This window comes from Paenibacillus etheri (assembly GCF_001012825.1).
Classification (GTDB): Bacteria; Bacillota; Bacilli; order Paenibacillales; family Paenibacillaceae; genus Paenibacillus_AQ; species Paenibacillus_AQ etheri.
Genome location: NZ_LCZJ02000023.1, coordinates 240,403 through 257,157, shown reverse-complemented (window position 1 = coordinate 257,157; position 16,755 = coordinate 240,403). Strand labels below are relative to the sequence as shown.

The 16,755-nt window shown below is 42.0% G+C and carries 18 protein-coding genes; 14 read left to right on the top strand and 4 right to left on the bottom strand.

Features of this window, described 5'->3' with window-relative positions; all coding sequences use genetic code 11:
* Positions 1-803 precede the first annotated feature (803 nt).
* The 6 genes from UQ64_RS14395 (at position 804) to UQ64_RS31695 (ending at position 6,092) form a co-directional block, all read left to right on the top strand.
* Entirely contained in the window at positions 804-1,817 is a 1,014-nt protein-coding gene (locus UQ64_RS14395; protein WP_060624133.1) for an ABC transporter substrate-binding protein, read from the top strand.
* A 13-nt stretch (positions 1,818-1,830) separates the two neighbouring features.
* A complete protein-coding gene (locus UQ64_RS14390) occupies positions 1,831-2,847 on the top strand; it encodes a FecCD family ABC transporter permease (protein WP_082651134.1) in 1,017 nt (338 codons plus the stop codon).
* Positions 2,840-3,877: a FecCD family ABC transporter permease gene (locus UQ64_RS14385; RefSeq protein WP_245237965.1), complete on the top strand. Its 1,038-nt coding sequence runs from the start codon at positions 2,840-2,842 to the stop codon at positions 3,875-3,877. Before UQ64_RS14390 ends, UQ64_RS14385 begins: the two co-directional genes overlap by 8 nt.
* A 19-nt stretch (positions 3,878-3,896) precedes the next feature.
* Positions 3,897-4,697: an alpha/beta hydrolase gene (locus UQ64_RS14380; protein ID WP_082651133.1), complete on the top strand. Its 801-nt coding sequence runs from the start codon at positions 3,897-3,899 to the stop codon at positions 4,695-4,697.
* Positions 4,698-4,709: 12 nt separating this feature from the next.
* Positions 4,710-5,462 carry an alpha/beta hydrolase gene (locus tag UQ64_RS14375; RefSeq protein ID WP_060624131.1) on the top strand — a complete coding sequence of 251 codons (753 nt, stop codon included), beginning with the start codon at positions 4,710-4,712 and terminating at the stop codon, positions 5,460-5,462.
* Between the two features lie 144 nt (positions 5,463-5,606).
* Entirely contained in the window at positions 5,607-6,092 is a 486-nt protein-coding gene (locus UQ64_RS31695) for a hypothetical protein (RefSeq protein WP_060624130.1), read from the top strand.
* Positions 6,093-6,213: 121 nt separating this feature from the next.
* Here the strand turns inward: UQ64_RS31695 and UQ64_RS14365 are convergent, their stop codons facing one another.
* On the bottom strand, positions 6,214-6,747 hold the full coding sequence (locus tag UQ64_RS14365; protein WP_060624129.1) for an SRPBCC domain-containing protein: 534 nt from the start codon (positions 6,745-6,747) through the stop codon (positions 6,214-6,216).
* 18 nt (positions 6,748-6,765) lie between these two features.
* Positions 6,766-7,098 (bottom strand): ArsR/SmtB family transcription factor, encoded by a 333-nt coding sequence (locus UQ64_RS14360; RefSeq protein WP_060624128.1) that lies wholly within the window; start codon positions 7,096-7,098, stop codon positions 6,766-6,768.
* 284 nt (positions 7,099-7,382) lie between these two features.
* Between UQ64_RS14360 and UQ64_RS14355 the strand changes: the two genes are divergently transcribed.
* From UQ64_RS14355 to mnhG, 7 genes are all read left to right on the top strand, one after another.
* The gene (locus UQ64_RS14355; RefSeq protein ID WP_245237964.1) at positions 7,383-8,021 is read left to right on the top strand and encodes a universal stress protein; all 639 of its coding nucleotides are present in this window, start codon (positions 7,383-7,385) and stop codon (positions 8,019-8,021) included.
* A 127-nt stretch (positions 8,022-8,148) separates the two neighbouring features.
* Positions 8,149-11,013, top strand: coding sequence for a Na+/H+ antiporter subunit A (locus UQ64_RS14350; RefSeq protein WP_060624156.1), 2,865 nt, complete (start codon positions 8,149-8,151; stop codon positions 11,011-11,013).
* Positions 11,013-11,348 (top strand): Na(+)/H(+) antiporter subunit C, encoded by a 336-nt coding sequence (locus UQ64_RS14345; protein WP_060624126.1) that lies wholly within the window; start codon positions 11,013-11,015, stop codon positions 11,346-11,348. The genes UQ64_RS14350 and UQ64_RS14345 overlap by 1 nt, the downstream gene beginning before the upstream one ends.
* Complete coding sequence (locus UQ64_RS14340; RefSeq protein ID WP_060624125.1) at positions 11,345-12,823, top strand: Na+/H+ antiporter subunit D; 1,479 nt, start codon at positions 11,345-11,347, stop codon at positions 12,821-12,823. Before UQ64_RS14345 ends, UQ64_RS14340 begins: the two co-directional genes overlap by 4 nt.
* A gap of 5 nt (positions 12,824-12,828) precedes the next feature.
* Positions 12,829-13,302 carry a Na+/H+ antiporter subunit E gene (locus tag UQ64_RS14335; RefSeq protein ID WP_060624124.1) on the top strand — a complete coding sequence of 158 codons (474 nt, stop codon included), beginning with the start codon at positions 12,829-12,831 and terminating at the stop codon, positions 13,300-13,302.
* Positions 13,302-13,595 (top strand): Na(+)/H(+) antiporter subunit F1, encoded by a 294-nt coding sequence (locus UQ64_RS14330; protein ID WP_060624123.1) that lies wholly within the window; start codon positions 13,302-13,304, stop codon positions 13,593-13,595. The genes UQ64_RS14335 and UQ64_RS14330 overlap by 1 nt, the downstream gene beginning before the upstream one ends.
* Positions 13,570-13,974 (top strand): monovalent cation/H(+) antiporter subunit G, encoded by a 405-nt coding sequence (gene mnhG, locus UQ64_RS14325; protein WP_060624122.1) that lies wholly within the window; start codon positions 13,570-13,572, stop codon positions 13,972-13,974. The genes UQ64_RS14330 and mnhG overlap by 26 nt, the downstream gene beginning before the upstream one ends.
* Positions 13,975-14,087: 113 nt before the next feature.
* On the opposite strand, the gene UQ64_RS14320 is transcribed toward mnhG, so the two are convergent.
* Entirely contained in the window at positions 14,088-14,465 is a 378-nt protein-coding gene (locus tag UQ64_RS14320) for a PilZ domain-containing protein (protein ID WP_060624121.1), read from the bottom strand.
* A 118-nt stretch (positions 14,466-14,583) separates the two neighbouring features.
* Positions 14,584-15,165: a TetR/AcrR family transcriptional regulator gene (locus tag UQ64_RS14315; RefSeq protein ID WP_060624120.1), complete on the bottom strand. Its 582-nt coding sequence runs from the start codon at positions 15,163-15,165 to the stop codon at positions 14,584-14,586.
* Positions 15,166-15,393: 228 nt separating this feature from the next.
* Between UQ64_RS14315 and UQ64_RS14310 the strand changes: the two genes are divergently transcribed.
* Positions 15,394-16,653, top strand: coding sequence for an MFS transporter (locus tag UQ64_RS14310; protein WP_245237963.1), 1,260 nt, complete (start codon positions 15,394-15,396; stop codon positions 16,651-16,653).
* Positions 16,654-16,755 lie beyond the last annotated feature (102 nt).

Here is a 16,755-nt window from a genome sequence, read left to right as displayed (position 1 = left end):
TTGTATTTGGTTTTTCGCATACATTTGGCTTATTACGTTACCGTCGGCACATTTGTATTCGATTTTTCACATACATTTGGCTATTTACGTTACCGTCGGCACATTGTATTCGGTTTTTCACATACATTTGGCTCGTTTACGTTACCTTCGGCACATTATTTTCGGTTTTTCGCATACATTTGGCTCGTTTACGTTACTGCCGGCACATTGTATTCGGTTTTTCACATACATTTGTCCGTAAGCTCGACTAAAACATGTATTTCGAAGGATTTAAGGTCCGCTCGGTTCGTCATCCCAAAGAGGCGTGTGCTTTAATTAAAAACTGGGCTCCCCATGGCCAGCAGTTGAATATAGGCCCATCCCTTGAATTCATTTCACATTTCTCCGCAATCTAGAAATTTAAAAAATTCTATTATAGCAAGCATAAACGCCTTCGGTGTTCTTAATAGGACGGTAGAGTCTAGGCCATTGGCAGACCCAACTGTTTACGAAACTTATTCCGAACTACGACAGAGAGTGCATCTAGCTCGACAAGCTCTGCCAGAGCGTACGCCTAGTAGACCAACCTGCATTAGATGCAGTACATGCGACACGGATGCACCGCCAGCCCCATTTTCTTTTTTAACAATTACGTCACCTGCGGAAATTTCTCCCTTTATACTGATCTGACAATTCACAAAATTTCAACTAATTAAAGAAAGGTGTTGATAATTATTCTCATATGATTTAATATGATAACGATTATCATTATCATTACTTTATTTTTAAGAATGATAAATAAAATATAGATGGGGAGATAGAAAATGAATCAGAAAAAAGTTTTATTAGCAGGGGTATCAGCGGTTTTAGCTTTGAGTTTGGCGGCTTGCGGTAACAATGAAAAGGATAACGCAGCTTCAAAAAGTGGAAATAAAGCAGCAGTAGCAGCAGAGGGAAATGCCAATAACAAAGGAAATGCGGCTCAGGAGGCAGTTGCCACTGAACAAACCATTACATATCTGGGTAAGGATTATGTAGTACCTGCAGAGATTCATAATATCGTAGCTTCAAGTCTTGAATCTATGGAAGATGCAGCAATCCTAGGAGTGAAGCCTGTAGGCGTACTTGCTATAGCAAATGCCATTCCAGGTTATCTGTCAACTGAATTAGCTGGTGCATCTTTAGTGGGGGATAAATTTGCTCCAAGTAATGAGGCGATCTTGCAGCTAGATCCAGATGTTATTTTAGGGTCTTCCAAGTTTGGTGAAGATGTGTCGGGTGCGCTTAATAAAATTCAAACGATGATTCCTTATTCACATATCTCAACGAATTGGAAAGATAATTTGCTCTTATTAGGTCAATTATCTGGTAAAACCTCAGAAGCGGAAAAGATTATTAGCGATTATGAATCTAAAGCCGCTGAAGCAAAGACTAAAGTTGGAGAAAAGTTGAAAGATCAATCGGTTCTAGTTATTCGTATTCGTGAGGGTAGTATGTGTGTGTATCCAGCTGGTGTATATCTGAATCCGGTTATTTACGAAGATTTAGGTGCAACCATTCCTGAAGTTATAACAACTACTAAAGCACAAGCTGAGCTTTCACTAGAAGCTTTAGCGGAAATTAATCCGGACTATATTTTCTTGCAGTTTGAGACCACTGAGAACACCGATAATGCAACAGCACTTGATGATTTGCTCAAGAATCCGATCTTCAAAAGTGTAAATGCAGTCAAAAATAATCATGTCTTTGTAAATGCGATTGATCCGTTGGCGCAAGGTGGAACAGCTTGGTCTAAAGTAAGATTCCTGGATGCGGCAATTGAAAACCTGTTGAAGTAAAACCAAAGGTGCGATGAATAAGATGAATACAAAAAATTGGAAAGTTATATTGATCCTATCAACTTCTCCATTATTCATCGTATTAGCAATGGTTGTATCCGTCTTATATGGTGTTAAGGATATTGGAATAGTAACAATATGGCAGGCGATTACACACTTCGATGCGAATAATGTGGACCACAACATTATTATGACATCTAGATTACCGCGTGTAATCGCCGCTTTATTAGTTGGAGCGGCCCTGGCTGTTTCAGGGGCGTTAATGCAAGGTGTTACACGGAATTATCTTGCATCACCATCGATTATGGGAGTAAATGACGGATCGGCATTTGTTATTACGTTGGCAATGGTGTTTTATCCTGGATTATCGAATGTTCATATGATTCTATTATCCATGGTGGGTTCCGCTATCGGAGCGGGTTTAGTTTTCGGATTTGGCTCATTGGTCAAAAACGGCTTATCCCCAGTCAGATTAGCCATTATTGGTACTGTAATCGGTACATTTTTAAGTAGTATTGCCTCAGCAGTAGCGATGTTTTTTCAAGTCTCACAAAATGTTAGCGTTTGGTATAGCTCGAAAATACATACCGTAAATCCAGATATGCTAATGTTATCAATTCCTTTTATAATCGTTGGTCTGCTCTTGGCGGTTAGTATTTCTAAATCTGTCATGGTTGCTTCTTTAGGGGATGAAACGGCGATTAGCTTGGGTCAACGAACAAAATGGGTGAAAATTGTCAGTATTATATCTGTTATATGTCTGACCGGAACAGCAGTAGCTTTAGTCGGTAAGATAGCTTTTGTGGGTCTAATCATTCCTCATATTACACGTTTCATCGTAGGTATCGACTATCGTTTTATCATTCCTTGCTCAGCGGTGATTGGAGCTGTTTTTTTAGCGTTTTGCGATGTCCTTAGCCGTTATATTAACTTTCCGTTTGAGACGCCAATTGCTGTTGTAACAGCATTTATTGGAATCCCGTTCTTCCTTTATTTAATTCGGGTTAAGGGGGGAGAGCAACGTGGATAGAGGCAAAATACAGTTTAGTCGCTATATATTGACGCTACTAGCTTTTATCCTGCTAACTCTTGTGGCGGGGTATTTTCATCTTACAAATGGAGCGTTTGATATGTCTGTCATAGATGTGATAAAAACGCTGTTGCGAATAGATCCTAATCCTAAATTTGATCTGGTTATTTTTCAATTTCGACTGCCACGGATCATTATTGCCTCATTAGTAGGAATAGGTCTGGGGATGGCTGGAACGGTCATTCAGGGCATTACCCGGAACGGGCTGGCTGACCCAGGTATCCTCGGAATTAATGCAGGTGCTGGAGCTGCCATCGTTGCATTTATGTTTTTCTTTCAGATGTCGGGAGTTCCTTTTTTTAAAGAAAGCTGGTTCTCGATACTAGCCATGCCGCTCTTTGGTTTTGTGGGAGGGCTTGCCGCAGTTGTGGTGATCTTTATTTTCTCTTGGCGGAATGGTGCACTTGATATGCAACGGTTGATTTTGACGGGGATCGCGATTAGCAGTGGTTTTGGGGCGTTGTCGTTGTATCTTTCTCTGAAAATGAATGCAAGTGATTATGAAATGGCCGCGGTTTGGAGTGTCGGAAGCATTTACAGCGCGAACTGGACTTATATTCTTATGATCGCACCTTGGGTGCTTATTTTAGGATTTGTAATGTATCGAAAAAGCTATTTACTCAATTATTTTCAATTGGAGGATTCCAGCACAAAAAGCTTGGGGATCTCCGTAGAAAAAGAGAAGCTGATCTTTCTATTATGCAGTGTGGGGATCGTAAGTGTCTGTGTATCTGTATCCGGTTCTATAGGTTTTATAGGATTGATGGCTCCTCACATCGCTAGAAGATTAGTAGGGATTAATCACCGCTTTATTATGTTATCCAGTGCAGTGGTTGGGATGTTTTTGCTTGTAATCTCGGATTATTTTGCCAAAACATTATTTCAGCCAGCAGAGTTACCCGTGGGTATAGTCGTTTCGATTATTGGTATTCCTTATTTCTTATATTTATTAGCAAAGTCAAGAGTGTAGGGGAGAGTGAGCAGCACATATGTCAACACAAGTAGAGCTCGAACATACAGAATCATGGAAGCTAGAATCTCAGTATATGGGATACTCGTATGATATAAAGGTTTCTCTTCCGAGAGAAGAAGCACCAGCAAATGGATTTCCGGTCTATTACATGCTCGATGGTAATTCATACTTTCAATTAGGCCGGGATGTCGTGAAACTGCAGTCAAGAAATGCTCCGAAAACTTTGATTGCACCAGGTATCGTGATTGGCATTGGACATTATGGTACAGATGAAGAGGTTTCTAAGAGAAGGTTTTTTGATTTCACGCCTCCTGCAAAGCAGTATGTATATCCGGATCGATTGAAAAATGCTGATATAGGACCACATGGTGGTGCTGAAAAGTTCCAATCTTTTTTAGAGTTAGAATTAATGCCGCTGGTCTCTGAAAAATATAATGTCGATCAGCAGAAGCAAGTTTTGTTTGGGCACTCTCTAAGCGGGTTATTTGTCCTCTGGACGCTATTCACTCGTGCGGAGCTATTTCAGTATTACTTGGCTTCTAGCCCTTCGATTTGGTGGAATGATCATGAAATCCTGGTGTATGCGGAGCAGTTCTATAACAAGGGTCAAGCGATAAGATACGATAAACGAAAGCTATTGATCACAGTGGGCAGTGAAGAGGCTTTTATGGTCGATGACGCCAAAGTATTATTTTCAAAATTGAGTGAGCATTCTTTGCCTGATTTACAGGTTGAGCATTACATAGCACCAGATGAAAACCACGCGTCAGTAGTGCCGACCATCATGAGCAGAGCGTTTCGTATGTTGAACCGTTAAGGAGGGGCCAATATGACAACAGAGATGGTAGGCGAACTTATTGCTTTCGAACATATGGGGCGACAAATTACTGTGTATCTTCCTAAATCATATGATTTGTTTCCTGAAGGAAGCTTCCCCGCGGTTTTCTTACAGGATGGAGATTTTTTGTTCAAAGAGGCGATTTCAGCTATAGAGAACGACGTGGAGGAGGGGATCACAGAGCCGGTTATTTTTATCGGAATTGATTCTCAGCTGCGGAATGATGAATATACACCTTGGGAAATGCCCGCTCTTTTTAAGGATTGGTCCTTTGGGGGCAAGGGTGATGATTATTTGAATTATGTCTATCAGGATCTTGTACCCTATATGAAAAGTTCATACCGCATCTCGAACGAGCCGAAGAAATTAGCTTTGGGTGGTGTTTCACTAGGTGGATTAATAAGTTTATACGCGATGTACAAGACGGAGCTTGTTTTTGATAATTTTATATTGATATCAGCCTCTGTGTGGTTTAAAGATTTTATACATTATATGGAGACTTCAAAGTTAGATAGGGAATGCAAAGTCTATATGTATGTAGGTGAACAGGAAGGTATCCACAAGACAAATGCCCAGAAGGACATGGTGCCTAACAGCAAACGTGCTTATGATATTTTAAAAGAGAAGATTGATGGAGCTGATCAGCGTGTGAAGTTTGAGACAGATCCACAGGGTATACATAATGACCCGTTTTTTCTGCAATATTTTCCGAAAAGTATCAGGTTCTTATTTCCTGCCAAATGAACATAATAGGACGAGCAGGAGAGAGTATCCTTGCGTCGTCCTATTTATCATATCTTTTTAATGTAAAAATAATCTAAGGAGTGAGACGTTTAGAAAAACGGGGGATGAGCCATACAGAAGTATGGGGTTTGGATCGCAGGTATTGTGACTATCTTAGTAGGTGTATTGATTATCTTTAGTAAAGAGGATGAAGTTAAGACTGTAACGATCAATGAAATTGTCGCTTCAACCTCGGAGGTAACAGAAGAAACTACAACAAGTGATCCTTGCATGAGTCCCGATGATGACAAACTAGCTATAACAGATTTATCTGCCAAGTACAAAGAATACGGTCTAATTGATGCGCATAATCATGATGCTAGTGGTATGAAGTATCTGGGTATGTTGGGGACTTGGAAGGATAAAGGGGTGCAGCAGGTTGTTATGTTTGGAGATGTATCGGAGCCTAGCGCCATTAAGCCTGAACAGTTTATTTCGGTAATGAAGAAGTTCCCAGATCGATTCATGCTTAGCACGGACTCCAGATATGGGATAGGTAGTGAAGAAAAGGCGATTGATGCGATGTACCAAATGCTTGACCTTCTCGATGATCCTGAACTTGCCCGGAAAATAGCTCATGACAATCATTAGATGTGATTCTACGAATCAAAATAGCAATAGGACGAAGCAATGAAGCACTCTGCATCGTCCTATTTTTTTACATATCGGTTAGATAACCATAATTTAGTCTTGCGGTCCGATCATGTCTTCTTTAGTTGCTCTTCTGTATATTCTCAAGATGTACGTCCAGATTATCAAAGGTTTGTGAAATACCCGGTAGCATCCCCATATCAATCACTTGTTGTAACGCTTCTGGAGAAGCGTATTTACCGGTGTTAACCAGCTTCGTTTGACCATCCAGCTCGATAAAATCTAGTTGGACTAGTGTCTCGGGCAGATCTTTTGAAATATTACCTTCTGCATCTGAGAACCCGTCCGTGTAAATAATTTGCTCTGGAATCGAAATTTCCCGATAAAGCGCCTTACCCCAGGACTCCATACCGTAGAAATCTCCCTGACTCTTATCCTCGCACTTCATGCAGTAATGCCAAGTGCCTCCTGGACGGAAATCGACATGGCATACAGGAAGCGTCCAACCTTTTGGCCCCCACCAATGCTTCAAATGCTCAGCCTCAGAAAAAGCTTTGAAAACTAGCTCGCGTGGAGCTTTAAAAATACGCTCTAATATTAGAGTGCTGCCTTCAACTTTGGATACTAGTTGGTTGGTTTGGTTAGAATTTGTCATTGGATAGATCCTCCTCGGTTACTTTTCCTTATCTAATTCCTGGCTTTGTAGCTCTAGCAAATAGTCATCCAGCCGATCGTAGCGTTCCTCCCACATATGGCGGTAGGATTCTAACCAAGTGTCTAATTCCTTAAAAGGGTCAGGGCGGAGCTTGCAAATGCGCCGATTAGCAACAGCTTGAACTTCAATAAGGCCCGCTTCACTGAGAACACGCAAATGCTTGGACGCTTGAGGCTGCCGCAGCTGAAGACTATCCGCGATCTCTCCAACGGTTAGGGGATTCTCGCGTAATAGTTCAACGATTTGCATACGGTTAGGCTCAGCTAAGGCACTCATTACGTTAGTATTCATTAACAAGCATCACTTCGATTCATTGAATTCATTCGTATTCGTGATTACAATATACCATGTGGTGAATATTCCTGTAAAGGGATATTTAGGGCGTCTCTGAATGAGAACTTCAAGAAAAGGGCATAGTACAAGCATTACGTAGAAATATGTTCCATGATAACCAGTAAACTTTACAAAAAACATAGGAATAGATATAATTAAGTATAACTTATCGGTTTTAGATTTACGCAAGGGGCCTATCGCCAGTAGGCTCCTTTTGTATTTCTTGGCCATGTTACAGGAGGGTGAAGGTCATACACAATGAAAAAATTATGGTGTGTGTTCATTATGGTCCGCATGGAGAGCGTTTAATCCGGCGTGGTGTGCAACTGTCTGAAATAATAGGGGCCCCATTGTTTGTATTAAATGTCGATAGTTCGGACAATGATGAATATAATCAGAGCAAAGAAATGTATATGACGGTTTGGAAACGTCTTGCTGATGAAGCTGGCGCAGAATTTATCATTCGGAAACGTGAAGGCCGAAAAACATCTGATATTATTGTAGAAGTAGCTGAAAAGAATGAGGTTACACAGATCGTCATTGGACAATCTGCCCAGACTCGATGGCAGGAGCTTACCAAACGCAATTTCATCAATGAACTCATTGGTAAAATGAAAATGATGGATCTGCATGTTGTTGCCGTTCAGCGGATGCGCGCCGGGCTGGAAGAAACCCATGAGGAAGGCGTAATCGCCTACCTGGTCAAAATGGGGGATGAGTATCAGCTCAGTGATGAACCCAAGGGAGAGTATTCGCTTAAAGGAAAGTTCTTTCACGAATTACACACAGAATTTGAGAACGGTTTATTCAGAATTGAGCAAGAAGATGGAAAGGCTAGATATTTGCATATTTGTGATGGCACATTGACCGATTCTTTATAATCGGGCGTGCCCTTATCTTCATGAGGGCCTATTATTTAGGGCCCTTCCAATCATATGATCTTTGGCTTTTGGTGAAAAAGTAAGTACTAAAGTTCACAACTTGATAAGCTCAAGTGGAAAAGGAGGACTGCCTTTGCTGCATGTAATCATACTTGTTCCGTTTCTAATGGCCTTAGTAATCGCACTTTTGACCAAGAGGGCATCCAACCTTCATAGAGGATGGTTTGTTTTCCCCGGTTCGCTCGCTTTGTTTGTTTATTTCTTAACCCGGATTCCCGTTATTAAGGGTGGCGAGTTGGGATATGAAACCGTTTCATGGATTCCTTCCCTAGGCATTGATTTGGTTTTCCACCTGGATGGATTAAGTTTGTTGTTTGCTTTGTTAATTACTGGAATGGGTAGTCTTGTAATTATCTATTCAATTTTTTATCTGGACCGACGAAAAGAAGCGTTGACACCTTTTTATATTTATTTAATGTTGTTTATGGGAGCGATGCTTGGCGTTGTGCTCTCGGATAACTTAATGGTGTTATACGGTTTTTGGGAATTAACAAGTGTTTCGTCATTTCTGTTAATTGCTTTTTGGCATCGGAGGCAAAAATCGCGGTATGGTGCTCTGAAATCTATGTTGATTACCGTATTCGGTGGGTTAGCGATGTTTGCCGGCTTTTTAATGCTGTATGTGATGACAGGCACCTTTAGTATCCGGGAAATTTGGAGTGAGGTTGGCGATATTAGCGGGCATGCGTTATTTATTCCGGCGATGCTACTAATTCTGTTAGGCGCCTTCACCAAATCAGCGCAGTTCCCGTTTCATATCTGGCTGCCGGATGCCATGGAGGCACCGACACCCGTCAGCGCCTATCTGCACTCGGCAACGATGGTTAAAGCTGGATTGTATCTTGTCGCCCGTTTCAGCCCTGTTTTTGCGGGGCAATATGAGTGGTTCTGGATTGTGTCAGGCGTCGGTTTGATCACCTTGATCTATGGTTCGATCCAGGCGATGAAGCAGACGGACCTGAAGGCTCTATTAGCCTATTCAACGATTAGTCAACTTGGACTGATTATGGGATTGCTGGGAATGGGATCGGCAGCGGCATTTTATATAGGGGAAGAAGCTGTCTTTTATACTGCTGCAACAACAGCGGCTATCTTTCATCTTATTAACCATGCCATCTTTAAAGGTTCGTTGTTTATGATGGTCGGTATAGTTGACCATGAAACGGGTACCCGCGACCTGCGAAAGCTGGGCGGACTGATTTCTATTATGCCGGTTACTTTTACGGTAGCGATGATCGGCAGTTTTTCCATGGCTGGTTTGCCGCCATTTTCGGGATTTTTAAGTAAAGAGATGTTTTTTACAGCTGTCCTGAATATCCGAAACTTGGATATATTTTCTATTCCCTCGTTGTTTACGCTCTTCCCGGTTTTGGCCTGGATGGCCAGCGTGTTTACTTTTGCATACAGTATGATTTTGGTATTCCACACCTTTTTCGGAAAATATCAGCCTGAGAAGCTGGACAAAAAACCGCATGAAGCCCCATTTGGACTTCTGCTTGCCCCGTGCCTGCTAGCAGTGCTGTCTATATTTATCGGTTTTTTCCCGAATATATTATCAAATACACTTATTATCCCTGCAATGAATGCTATTCACCCCATCTTGCAGACCACAGAACCCTTTGTTGTGAATATCCATTTCTGGCACGGCTTTACACCAGAAGTATGGATGACACTTGGTGTTGTGATTCTTGGTATTACTGTATACCGAATCTATGGCCGCTTAAGTCTGGTCGATAAAGAATGGGGCAGTGGCTACACTTTAAATCAAGTCTATGACGGAGTAATCCGGCTGGTTGAGAAATTGTCTAGATGGGTGACTGGTTCTTATATGACTGGTTCCATGAGACATTATTTAATGTATATTTTTTCCTTCTTGATCGTAACGATTTGCGGTGTCGTCTGGTATTCAGATGGAATTACGCTTGGTACGACGGAGTATACTCCTTTTTCTTTGTTTGAGGTTATTGCTGTAATGGTTTTGCTACTAGGTGCTTTAGCTATTCCGTTTGTACGTTCCAGAATAACAGCCATTTTGTTAACAGGAATGGTTGGTTATATGGTTACTTTGCTCTTTGTTCTGTTCAGAGCTCCTGATCTGGCGCTTACGCAAATGATTGTTGAAGTGGTATCTGTTACATTGTTCCTGCTATGTTTCCGGCATTTGCCTAGGCTGGAAAAAGAGAAGCTCAAACCTAGTGCGCATTTCCTTAAACTAATTATTTCCATCGGGATGGGCGTAACGATGACATTGGTTGCTCTTGCTGCTTTAGGCAGTAGTCCGTTCGAATCCATCTCGAAATATTATGTGGAGAATAGCTATACTTTGGGTGGCGGTAAAAATATGGTCAATGTTCTGCTCGTTGATTTCCGCGGCTTTGATACCATGTTTGAAATAACAGTACTAGGCCTCGCCTCACTTGCTATTTATTCCATGATCAAGCTGCAGTTGGATGGAGATGGTACAGCAGCCCAACTGAAGAGGGTTGTTCCCTATAATAAGCCTCGTTATTCTCGAAGTGATGATGTGTTACTGCAAGCGGTAGCTAAAGTAGCATTCGTTATCATTCTGATATTTTCGTTGTTTTTGTTTTTTGCCGGTCATAATAATCCGGGAGGCGGATTTATTGGGGCTTTGATGGCTTCTGCAGGTTTGGTGCTGCTCGCTATTACTTTTGGAATGGATATGGTTGAGAAGGTGCTGCCTATTAATTATCGTAAGTTAATTGCGATCGGGATTTCGATTGCCTTTCTTACCGGGGTTGGCTCATTTATATTCGACGTACCCTTCCTGAGCCAAACGTTTGGATATTTCCAATTGCCGCTTATGGGCAAAACAGAACTAACCACTGCAATGTTCTTTGATCTCGGTGTTTATCTAGCTGTTATCGGTGTCACAATGAATATCATATTTACGATCGGGAGGGATAACTAATGGAGCTTATTGTTGCCTTAGCGATCGGCGTATTGTTTTCCGTAGGTGTTTATTTAATCCTTTCCAAAAGCTTACTACGCATCCTACTGGGTACTAATTTAATTACCCATGGTGTTCATTTACTGCTACTGACGATGTCGGGTCTCAAGACAGGTGCTCCACCATTGCTGGGTGAAAAAGCGGAGGCGTATGTAGATCCGTTACCGCAGGCGCTCATTTTGACCTCTATTGTAATTAGTTTTGGAGTAACAGCATTCTTCATTGTTTTGGCATATCGGACTTACCGTTCGACGGGTACGGATGATGTGGAAGGAACCAAGGAGGAGAGACAATGAACAACTTGCTAGTGCTGCCTCTGCTGATTCCGGCCTTTACGGCAGTCATATTGATTTTTCTAAAAGAACGAGTGGATCTGCAACGTATTATCAGTGCCGTCAGTGTGTGTTTAAATATCTTGGTGGCTGGAATCATTGTGTACCAGGTAAGTGCAAAAGGCATCCAGACCCTATATATGGGTGGATGGCTTCCACCTTATGGCATTGTGTTTGTTGCCGATATGTTTGCGGCCTTACTTGTGCTAATCGGTGCTATTGTTGGTGCGGCTTGCCTATTTTTTTCCTTCGCCAGCATTGGGGAAGAAAGAGAACGGTTTTACTACTATCCGTTTTTCCATTTTCTATTAACTGGGGTGTTTGGTTCCTTTCTCACTGGAGATCTGTTTAACTTGTTCGTCTGCTTTGAGGTGCTGTTAGTGGCCTCGTACGCTCTAATTGTACTTGGTGGCTCCAAAGGTCAACTGAGAGAGACCTTAAAATATGTATTAGTTAACGTGATCTCCTCTTCCTTGTTCGTAGCGACGCTTGCTTATTTATATGCCGCGACAGGAACACTGAATATGGCGCATCTATCTATGCGTGTAGCAGAGGCGGGACAAGGCGGTGTATTGAACGTCATTGCGGTCCTGCTGCTCATCGTATTTTCGATAAAGGCAGGTTTGCTGCTCTTTTTCTGGCTTCCGGATTCTTATAGCGCACCACCTGTGGCTGTTAGAGCCCTGTTTGGGGCATTGTTAACGAAAGTGGGATTGTATGCAATTATACGTACCTTTACATTGATTTTTGTTCAAGAACCGGGACTCACCCATACACTGATTGCCTGGATGGCGGGAGCGACGATGATACTTGGTGCAATCGGTGCATTGGCTTATAACGATCTGGGCCGAATATTTAATTATAATATCATCATCAGTGTTGGATTTATCGCTTTTGGGATTTCTGTCGCGACTCAGGATTCGTTAAATGGTGTAGTGTTCTATTTAATGCATGACATGGTTGCTAAAGCCTTATTATTCTTCCTGGGTGGGATGATTATCTCAGCATCGGGCACCGACCGCTTAAAAGAAATGGGTGGTTTAATCCGACGCTATCCGTGGACCGGCTGGATGTTCTTTGTACTGACTTTGGCGTTGGTTGGTGTTCCACCACTTAGTGGTTTTGCTGGAAAAGTGATGATGGTACGTAGTGGATTTGGACAGAATCACGTGACTCTAGCGCTAATTGCACTTGGATCCAGCTTCATAGTGTTATATTCCTTGATCAAGGTATTCCAGCAGGTATTCTGGGGTGGCGAGAAAAGGGAAGAACAAGTCAAACCGCTTCATTATAAAGCTATGATGGTACCGGCAGCTGTTTTGTTCGCGATTGTAATTCTGATGGGTGTAGGTGCTGAAACGGTAAACGGATATGTAAGCCAAGCCGGAGCCGTACTTGCTGATCCAGCACTATACATTAACGCTGTCATGAAGGAGTAGATACTATGGCTTTTCAACTATTATTGAATTTCATGATAGCATTCCTGTGGATGTTTCTGCAGAATGACTGGACTGGACCACGTTTCGTCATTGGTTTCCTGCTCGGTATACTCATTCTACTCGGAATGCGACGCTTTTGGCCCAGGTTATATCTTGAAAAAGTGTGGGCGATCATTAAGCTAATCCTGTTGGTGCTGCGGGAGCTGGTCGTTTCTAGTTATGTAGTGGTAAAAGCAGTTCTAAGACCGGAGCCTAATATACGTCCAGCTATCCTCAAATATACTACAGAGCTGAAATCGGATTGGGAAGTGGCAACGTTAATCACGATACTCTGCCTTACTCCTGGATCGGTAGTGCTTGAAGTGTCCGATGATAATCGGACATTGTATATTCATTCCATGGATGTAGATGACCCTGCACAGTTCAGAACAAATATCCGTGAAACCTTTGAGCATGCGATACTGGAGGTGTCCCGCTAATGATCCATTTTATTCTTATGCTATCCATTACGATCATGGCTCTAGCTATAGGCGTATGTGCTTGGCGTTTAGTGAAAGGTCCTTCTTTACCTGACCGAGTCGCTGCGCTAGATACGATTGGAATTAATCTGCTAGCAATGGTGGCCGTTTTATCCGTCTTTCTCCAAACGCAGGCTTTTATAGAAATTATTTTGTTAATTGGAATTCTTTCCTTTATCGGAACGACAGCTTTTGCCAGATATATAGAGAGGGGAGTGGTGCTCGAACATGGAAATGATCAAGACTGCAGGTGAGCTGCTGTTTGCCTTGTTAATTCTAATGGGAGCATTGCTTAGCGCCGTAAGTGCCATTGGTTTGATTCGGCTACCTGATGTATATCTAAGATCACATGCTGCTGCCAAAAGTGCTACTCTCGGTGTTTTATGTGTCTTGGTTGGGGCATTTCTATATTTTGCATTTTTTCAGGATCATATTAGTGCAAAGCTATTACTAGGGATTGTCTTCGTATTTATAACTGCACCTTTATCAGCCCACCTAACAGGTAGAGCGGCGTATCGCTCTGGCGTTCCTCATTGGGATCGAAGAATTCAGGATGATTTAAAAGAGGTGCTGGAGAAAGAGCAAGTTATACCAGTAACCCCTGAACGAGATGTACCTCAAGAACAAAGATAGAAGCGCTAGGAATTAATCTTGATTTTCAATAACAGCAGCAAAAACTGTAACAAACCCGCGTCTACACGCGGGTTTGTTTTTATTAAACGGATCACTATTCAGATTTTGATCGTTCAACGAACCAATATTTTACCTTCTCCAGCAAGCCTGCGTAGCACCCTCGGAAGACACTCAATATCTGCTTCAGGAATGTCTAATTGAATACCGTAATGGAAACAGTCCTGCTGTTCTCTATTCCATTTCAGGATTCCTTCTAAGTAAATAGATTCATCCGTTAGATTCATTTCCATACCAATCCGTACTAGGTTATTTTCTGGATTAATGTTGAGGGGTAACGATAAGTGGCAGCCGGTCCGACTGATGTTAAACAATACAGCTCTTACAGGCTTAGAAGGCATCTGGATTCCGTTAATGCTAAGAATATGAAGATCAAGGGTTACAGGTTCTTTAAGGGTATATCGAAAAGGTTCAGTTCTGCGATTAGTGTTCATATGCTCCTCCATACTTTTCCATCTACTTTAAATTATCGACAGAAAAACAGGATTAGTGAAGAGCTGTTAAACATAATAACGTTTCGAAGTTACAAAATTACTACCTGATTTTTTGATTTTATCGCAACAATGTAAGTATTTCTTTTATAGAATTATCTACAAATGATCTTTCAGGACGGGATTTCATGATCACGGTAAGTCCAATTAATGATATGACTAGTGTCTGAGCTAAACTCTTTGCGTGAATAGCGGGATCAAGTTCACCTGAGCGCAAACCTCGATCAATCGTTTCTTGAAAGATTACCGAGAGATACATCTGGTGTTCTCTTGTTAGGATCTCAAATTTCTCATCGTGGGGTGAAAGTTCAACCATCGAATTGATGCAAAAGCATCCCCAGTTCGGATTTTGTCCATATTCTTCTGCCACCATATTTTCAAAAAAGGCACGGAAAGCCTCTTTAACAGAAGGATTGTTGTGAAGCTTGTTACGAACATAGGCAGCATGAGAACTCGTATATTTCCGCAATGCAGCTTCAAATAGTCCTTTTTTGTCTCCGAAGGTTGAGTAGATGCTAGGCCGCTGAATACCCATTCTTGATGTCAGGTCGCTTAAAGAGGTAGCCTCGAACCCTTTTTCCCAAAATACTTGCATAGCTGCATCCAATGCTTTTTCCTCATCAAATTCGCGTGGTCGAGCCATAGTAACTCCCTCTTTTCATATCGAACGGTATAATATGATTTTATGGTGTGAAGATTACTATGTCAATAAGAAATGGACGTATAGATAGTCAGTTTATAACCTTTGTTGTTCTATAAGCTAGTCTCTTGACAGTTATCTTTTTTTAGAGTTATATTTGTCAAACGTAATTACGTACTGATCGGTATGTAATTTATGAATTTGATAAAAGTTAATCAGGAGGCGTTATTTTTGGGGGAATCTGTTGAGGAATCGAAAGCTATTATAGCGGATCAAACAGTCAAAAAAGCTGAAAAAGTACAAGGAGGGTTTAGAGCGTCGGAACAAGTGCCTGTATCAATAATATCTCGTAATGTGGCACTTTTATTTTCCATCGCCTGCGGAATAGTTGTTGCTAACATATATTATGCGCAACCTTTACTGGACGCTATTTCGAACGAGTTTGGTATTTCTCATTCATTCGTTGGACTTGTTATTACAATCACTCAAATTTTTTATGCACTTGGACTGTTATTACTAGTGCCTCTGGGTGATCTATTAAATCGGCGTTGGCTGATCGCTGGACAGATGCTCCTATCCGTATTGGCTTTAATTGTCGTTGGTACTGCCACCAGCAGTATAGTGTTATTCGTAGGTATAGCAGCGGTTGGGTTTCTTGCCGTAGTGACACAGACGCTCGTTGCATTCGCGGCAACTTTGGCTGCTCCAGCCGAACGTGGGCGTGTCGTTGGTGTTGTGACAAGTGGAATTGTAATTGGTATTCTACTGGCGCGAACTTTCGCTGGCGTATTAATGGATTTAGCAGGTTGGCGTTCTGTCTACCTTGTTTCCGCGATATTCACACTAATCATGGCATGTGTATTGTTTCGGGTGTTGCCACATTTTGAGCACAAAAGAGAATCATTATCTTACCTACAGCTGATTCGTTCAATGTTCACGTTGTTTGCTCAGGAACGAACTCTTAGAATCCGTGCTGCACTAGGCATGATGATTTTTATCGCTTTCAGTATATTATGGACGTCTCTAGTATTACCTCTCAGCGCCCCACCGTTTTCTCTTTCACATACTGCGATTGGAGCGTTTGGTCTCGCAGGTGTTGCTGGAGCGTTAGCAGCAGCGCGAGCAGGTCGCCTCGCCGATCGGGGTTTAGGGCAGAAGACCACAGGTGTAGCTTTGATTCTTTTGCTCATATCATGGTTGCCAATCAGTTATGTTCAACATTCGCTTCTTGCATTAATCGTTGGTATTATCCTACTTGATCTTGCAGTACAAGCTGTACATGTCACCAATCAGAGCATGATCCTTACTTTGCGACCTGAGGCACGCAGTAGGCTTACTGCCGGTTACATGATTTTCTATTCCATTGGCAGCGCCACTGGGTCGATCGCATCTACCAGTATCTATGTTTACTTTGGCTGGAACGGAGTGAGTTTGTTAGGTGCAATTGTGAGTGCTCTGGCTCTTCTTTTTTGGTCATTAACAAAGGAGTAACCTGAAGGGATGAGTATTCATGCGAAAAAATTGTAACACTGATCTTCTATGGATATCTCGCGGGGGTGTCGGGAAAGTCTTGGCGTATAAATAGGTGCAATT

What these genes read in the sequence shown, in the direction of transcription:
- UQ64_RS14320 (WP_060624121.1), bottom strand. Translation starts at nt 14,465, where the DNA reads ATGAACACTAATCGCAGAACTGAACCTTTTCGATATACCCTTAAAGAA.
- UQ64_RS14395 (WP_060624133.1), top strand. Translation starts at nt 804, where the DNA reads ATGAATCAGAAAAAAGTTTTATTAGCAGGGGTATCAGCGGTTTTAGCT.
- mnhG (WP_060624122.1), top strand. Translation starts at nt 13,570, where the DNA reads ATGGAAATGATCAAGACTGCAGGTGAGCTGCTGTTTGCCTTGTTAATT.
- UQ64_RS14330 (WP_060624123.1), top strand. Translation starts at nt 13,302, where the DNA reads ATGATCCATTTTATTCTTATGCTATCCATTACGATCATGGCTCTAGCT.
- UQ64_RS14315 (WP_060624120.1), bottom strand. Translation starts at nt 15,165, where the DNA reads ATGGCTCGACCACGCGAATTTGATGAGGAAAAAGCATTGGATGCAGCT.
- UQ64_RS14345 (WP_060624126.1), top strand. Translation starts at nt 11,013, where the DNA reads ATGGAGCTTATTGTTGCCTTAGCGATCGGCGTATTGTTTTCCGTAGGT.
- UQ64_RS14390 (WP_082651134.1), top strand. Translation starts at nt 1,831, where the DNA reads ATGAATAAGATGAATACAAAAAATTGGAAAGTTATATTGATCCTATCA.
- UQ64_RS14340 (WP_060624125.1), top strand. Translation starts at nt 11,345, where the DNA reads ATGAACAACTTGCTAGTGCTGCCTCTGCTGATTCCGGCCTTTACGGCA.
- UQ64_RS14335 (WP_060624124.1), top strand. Translation starts at nt 12,829, where the DNA reads ATGGCTTTTCAACTATTATTGAATTTCATGATAGCATTCCTGTGGATG.
- UQ64_RS14375 (WP_060624131.1), top strand. Translation starts at nt 4,710, where the DNA reads ATGACAACAGAGATGGTAGGCGAACTTATTGCTTTCGAACATATGGGG.
- UQ64_RS14360 (WP_060624128.1), bottom strand. Translation starts at nt 7,098, where the DNA reads ATGAATACTAACGTAATGAGTGCCTTAGCTGAGCCTAACCGTATGCAA.
- UQ64_RS14365 (WP_060624129.1), bottom strand. Translation starts at nt 6,747, where the DNA reads ATGACAAATTCTAACCAAACCAACCAACTAGTATCCAAAGTTGAAGGC.
- UQ64_RS14380 (WP_082651133.1), top strand. Translation starts at nt 3,897, where the DNA reads ATGTCAACACAAGTAGAGCTCGAACATACAGAATCATGGAAGCTAGAA.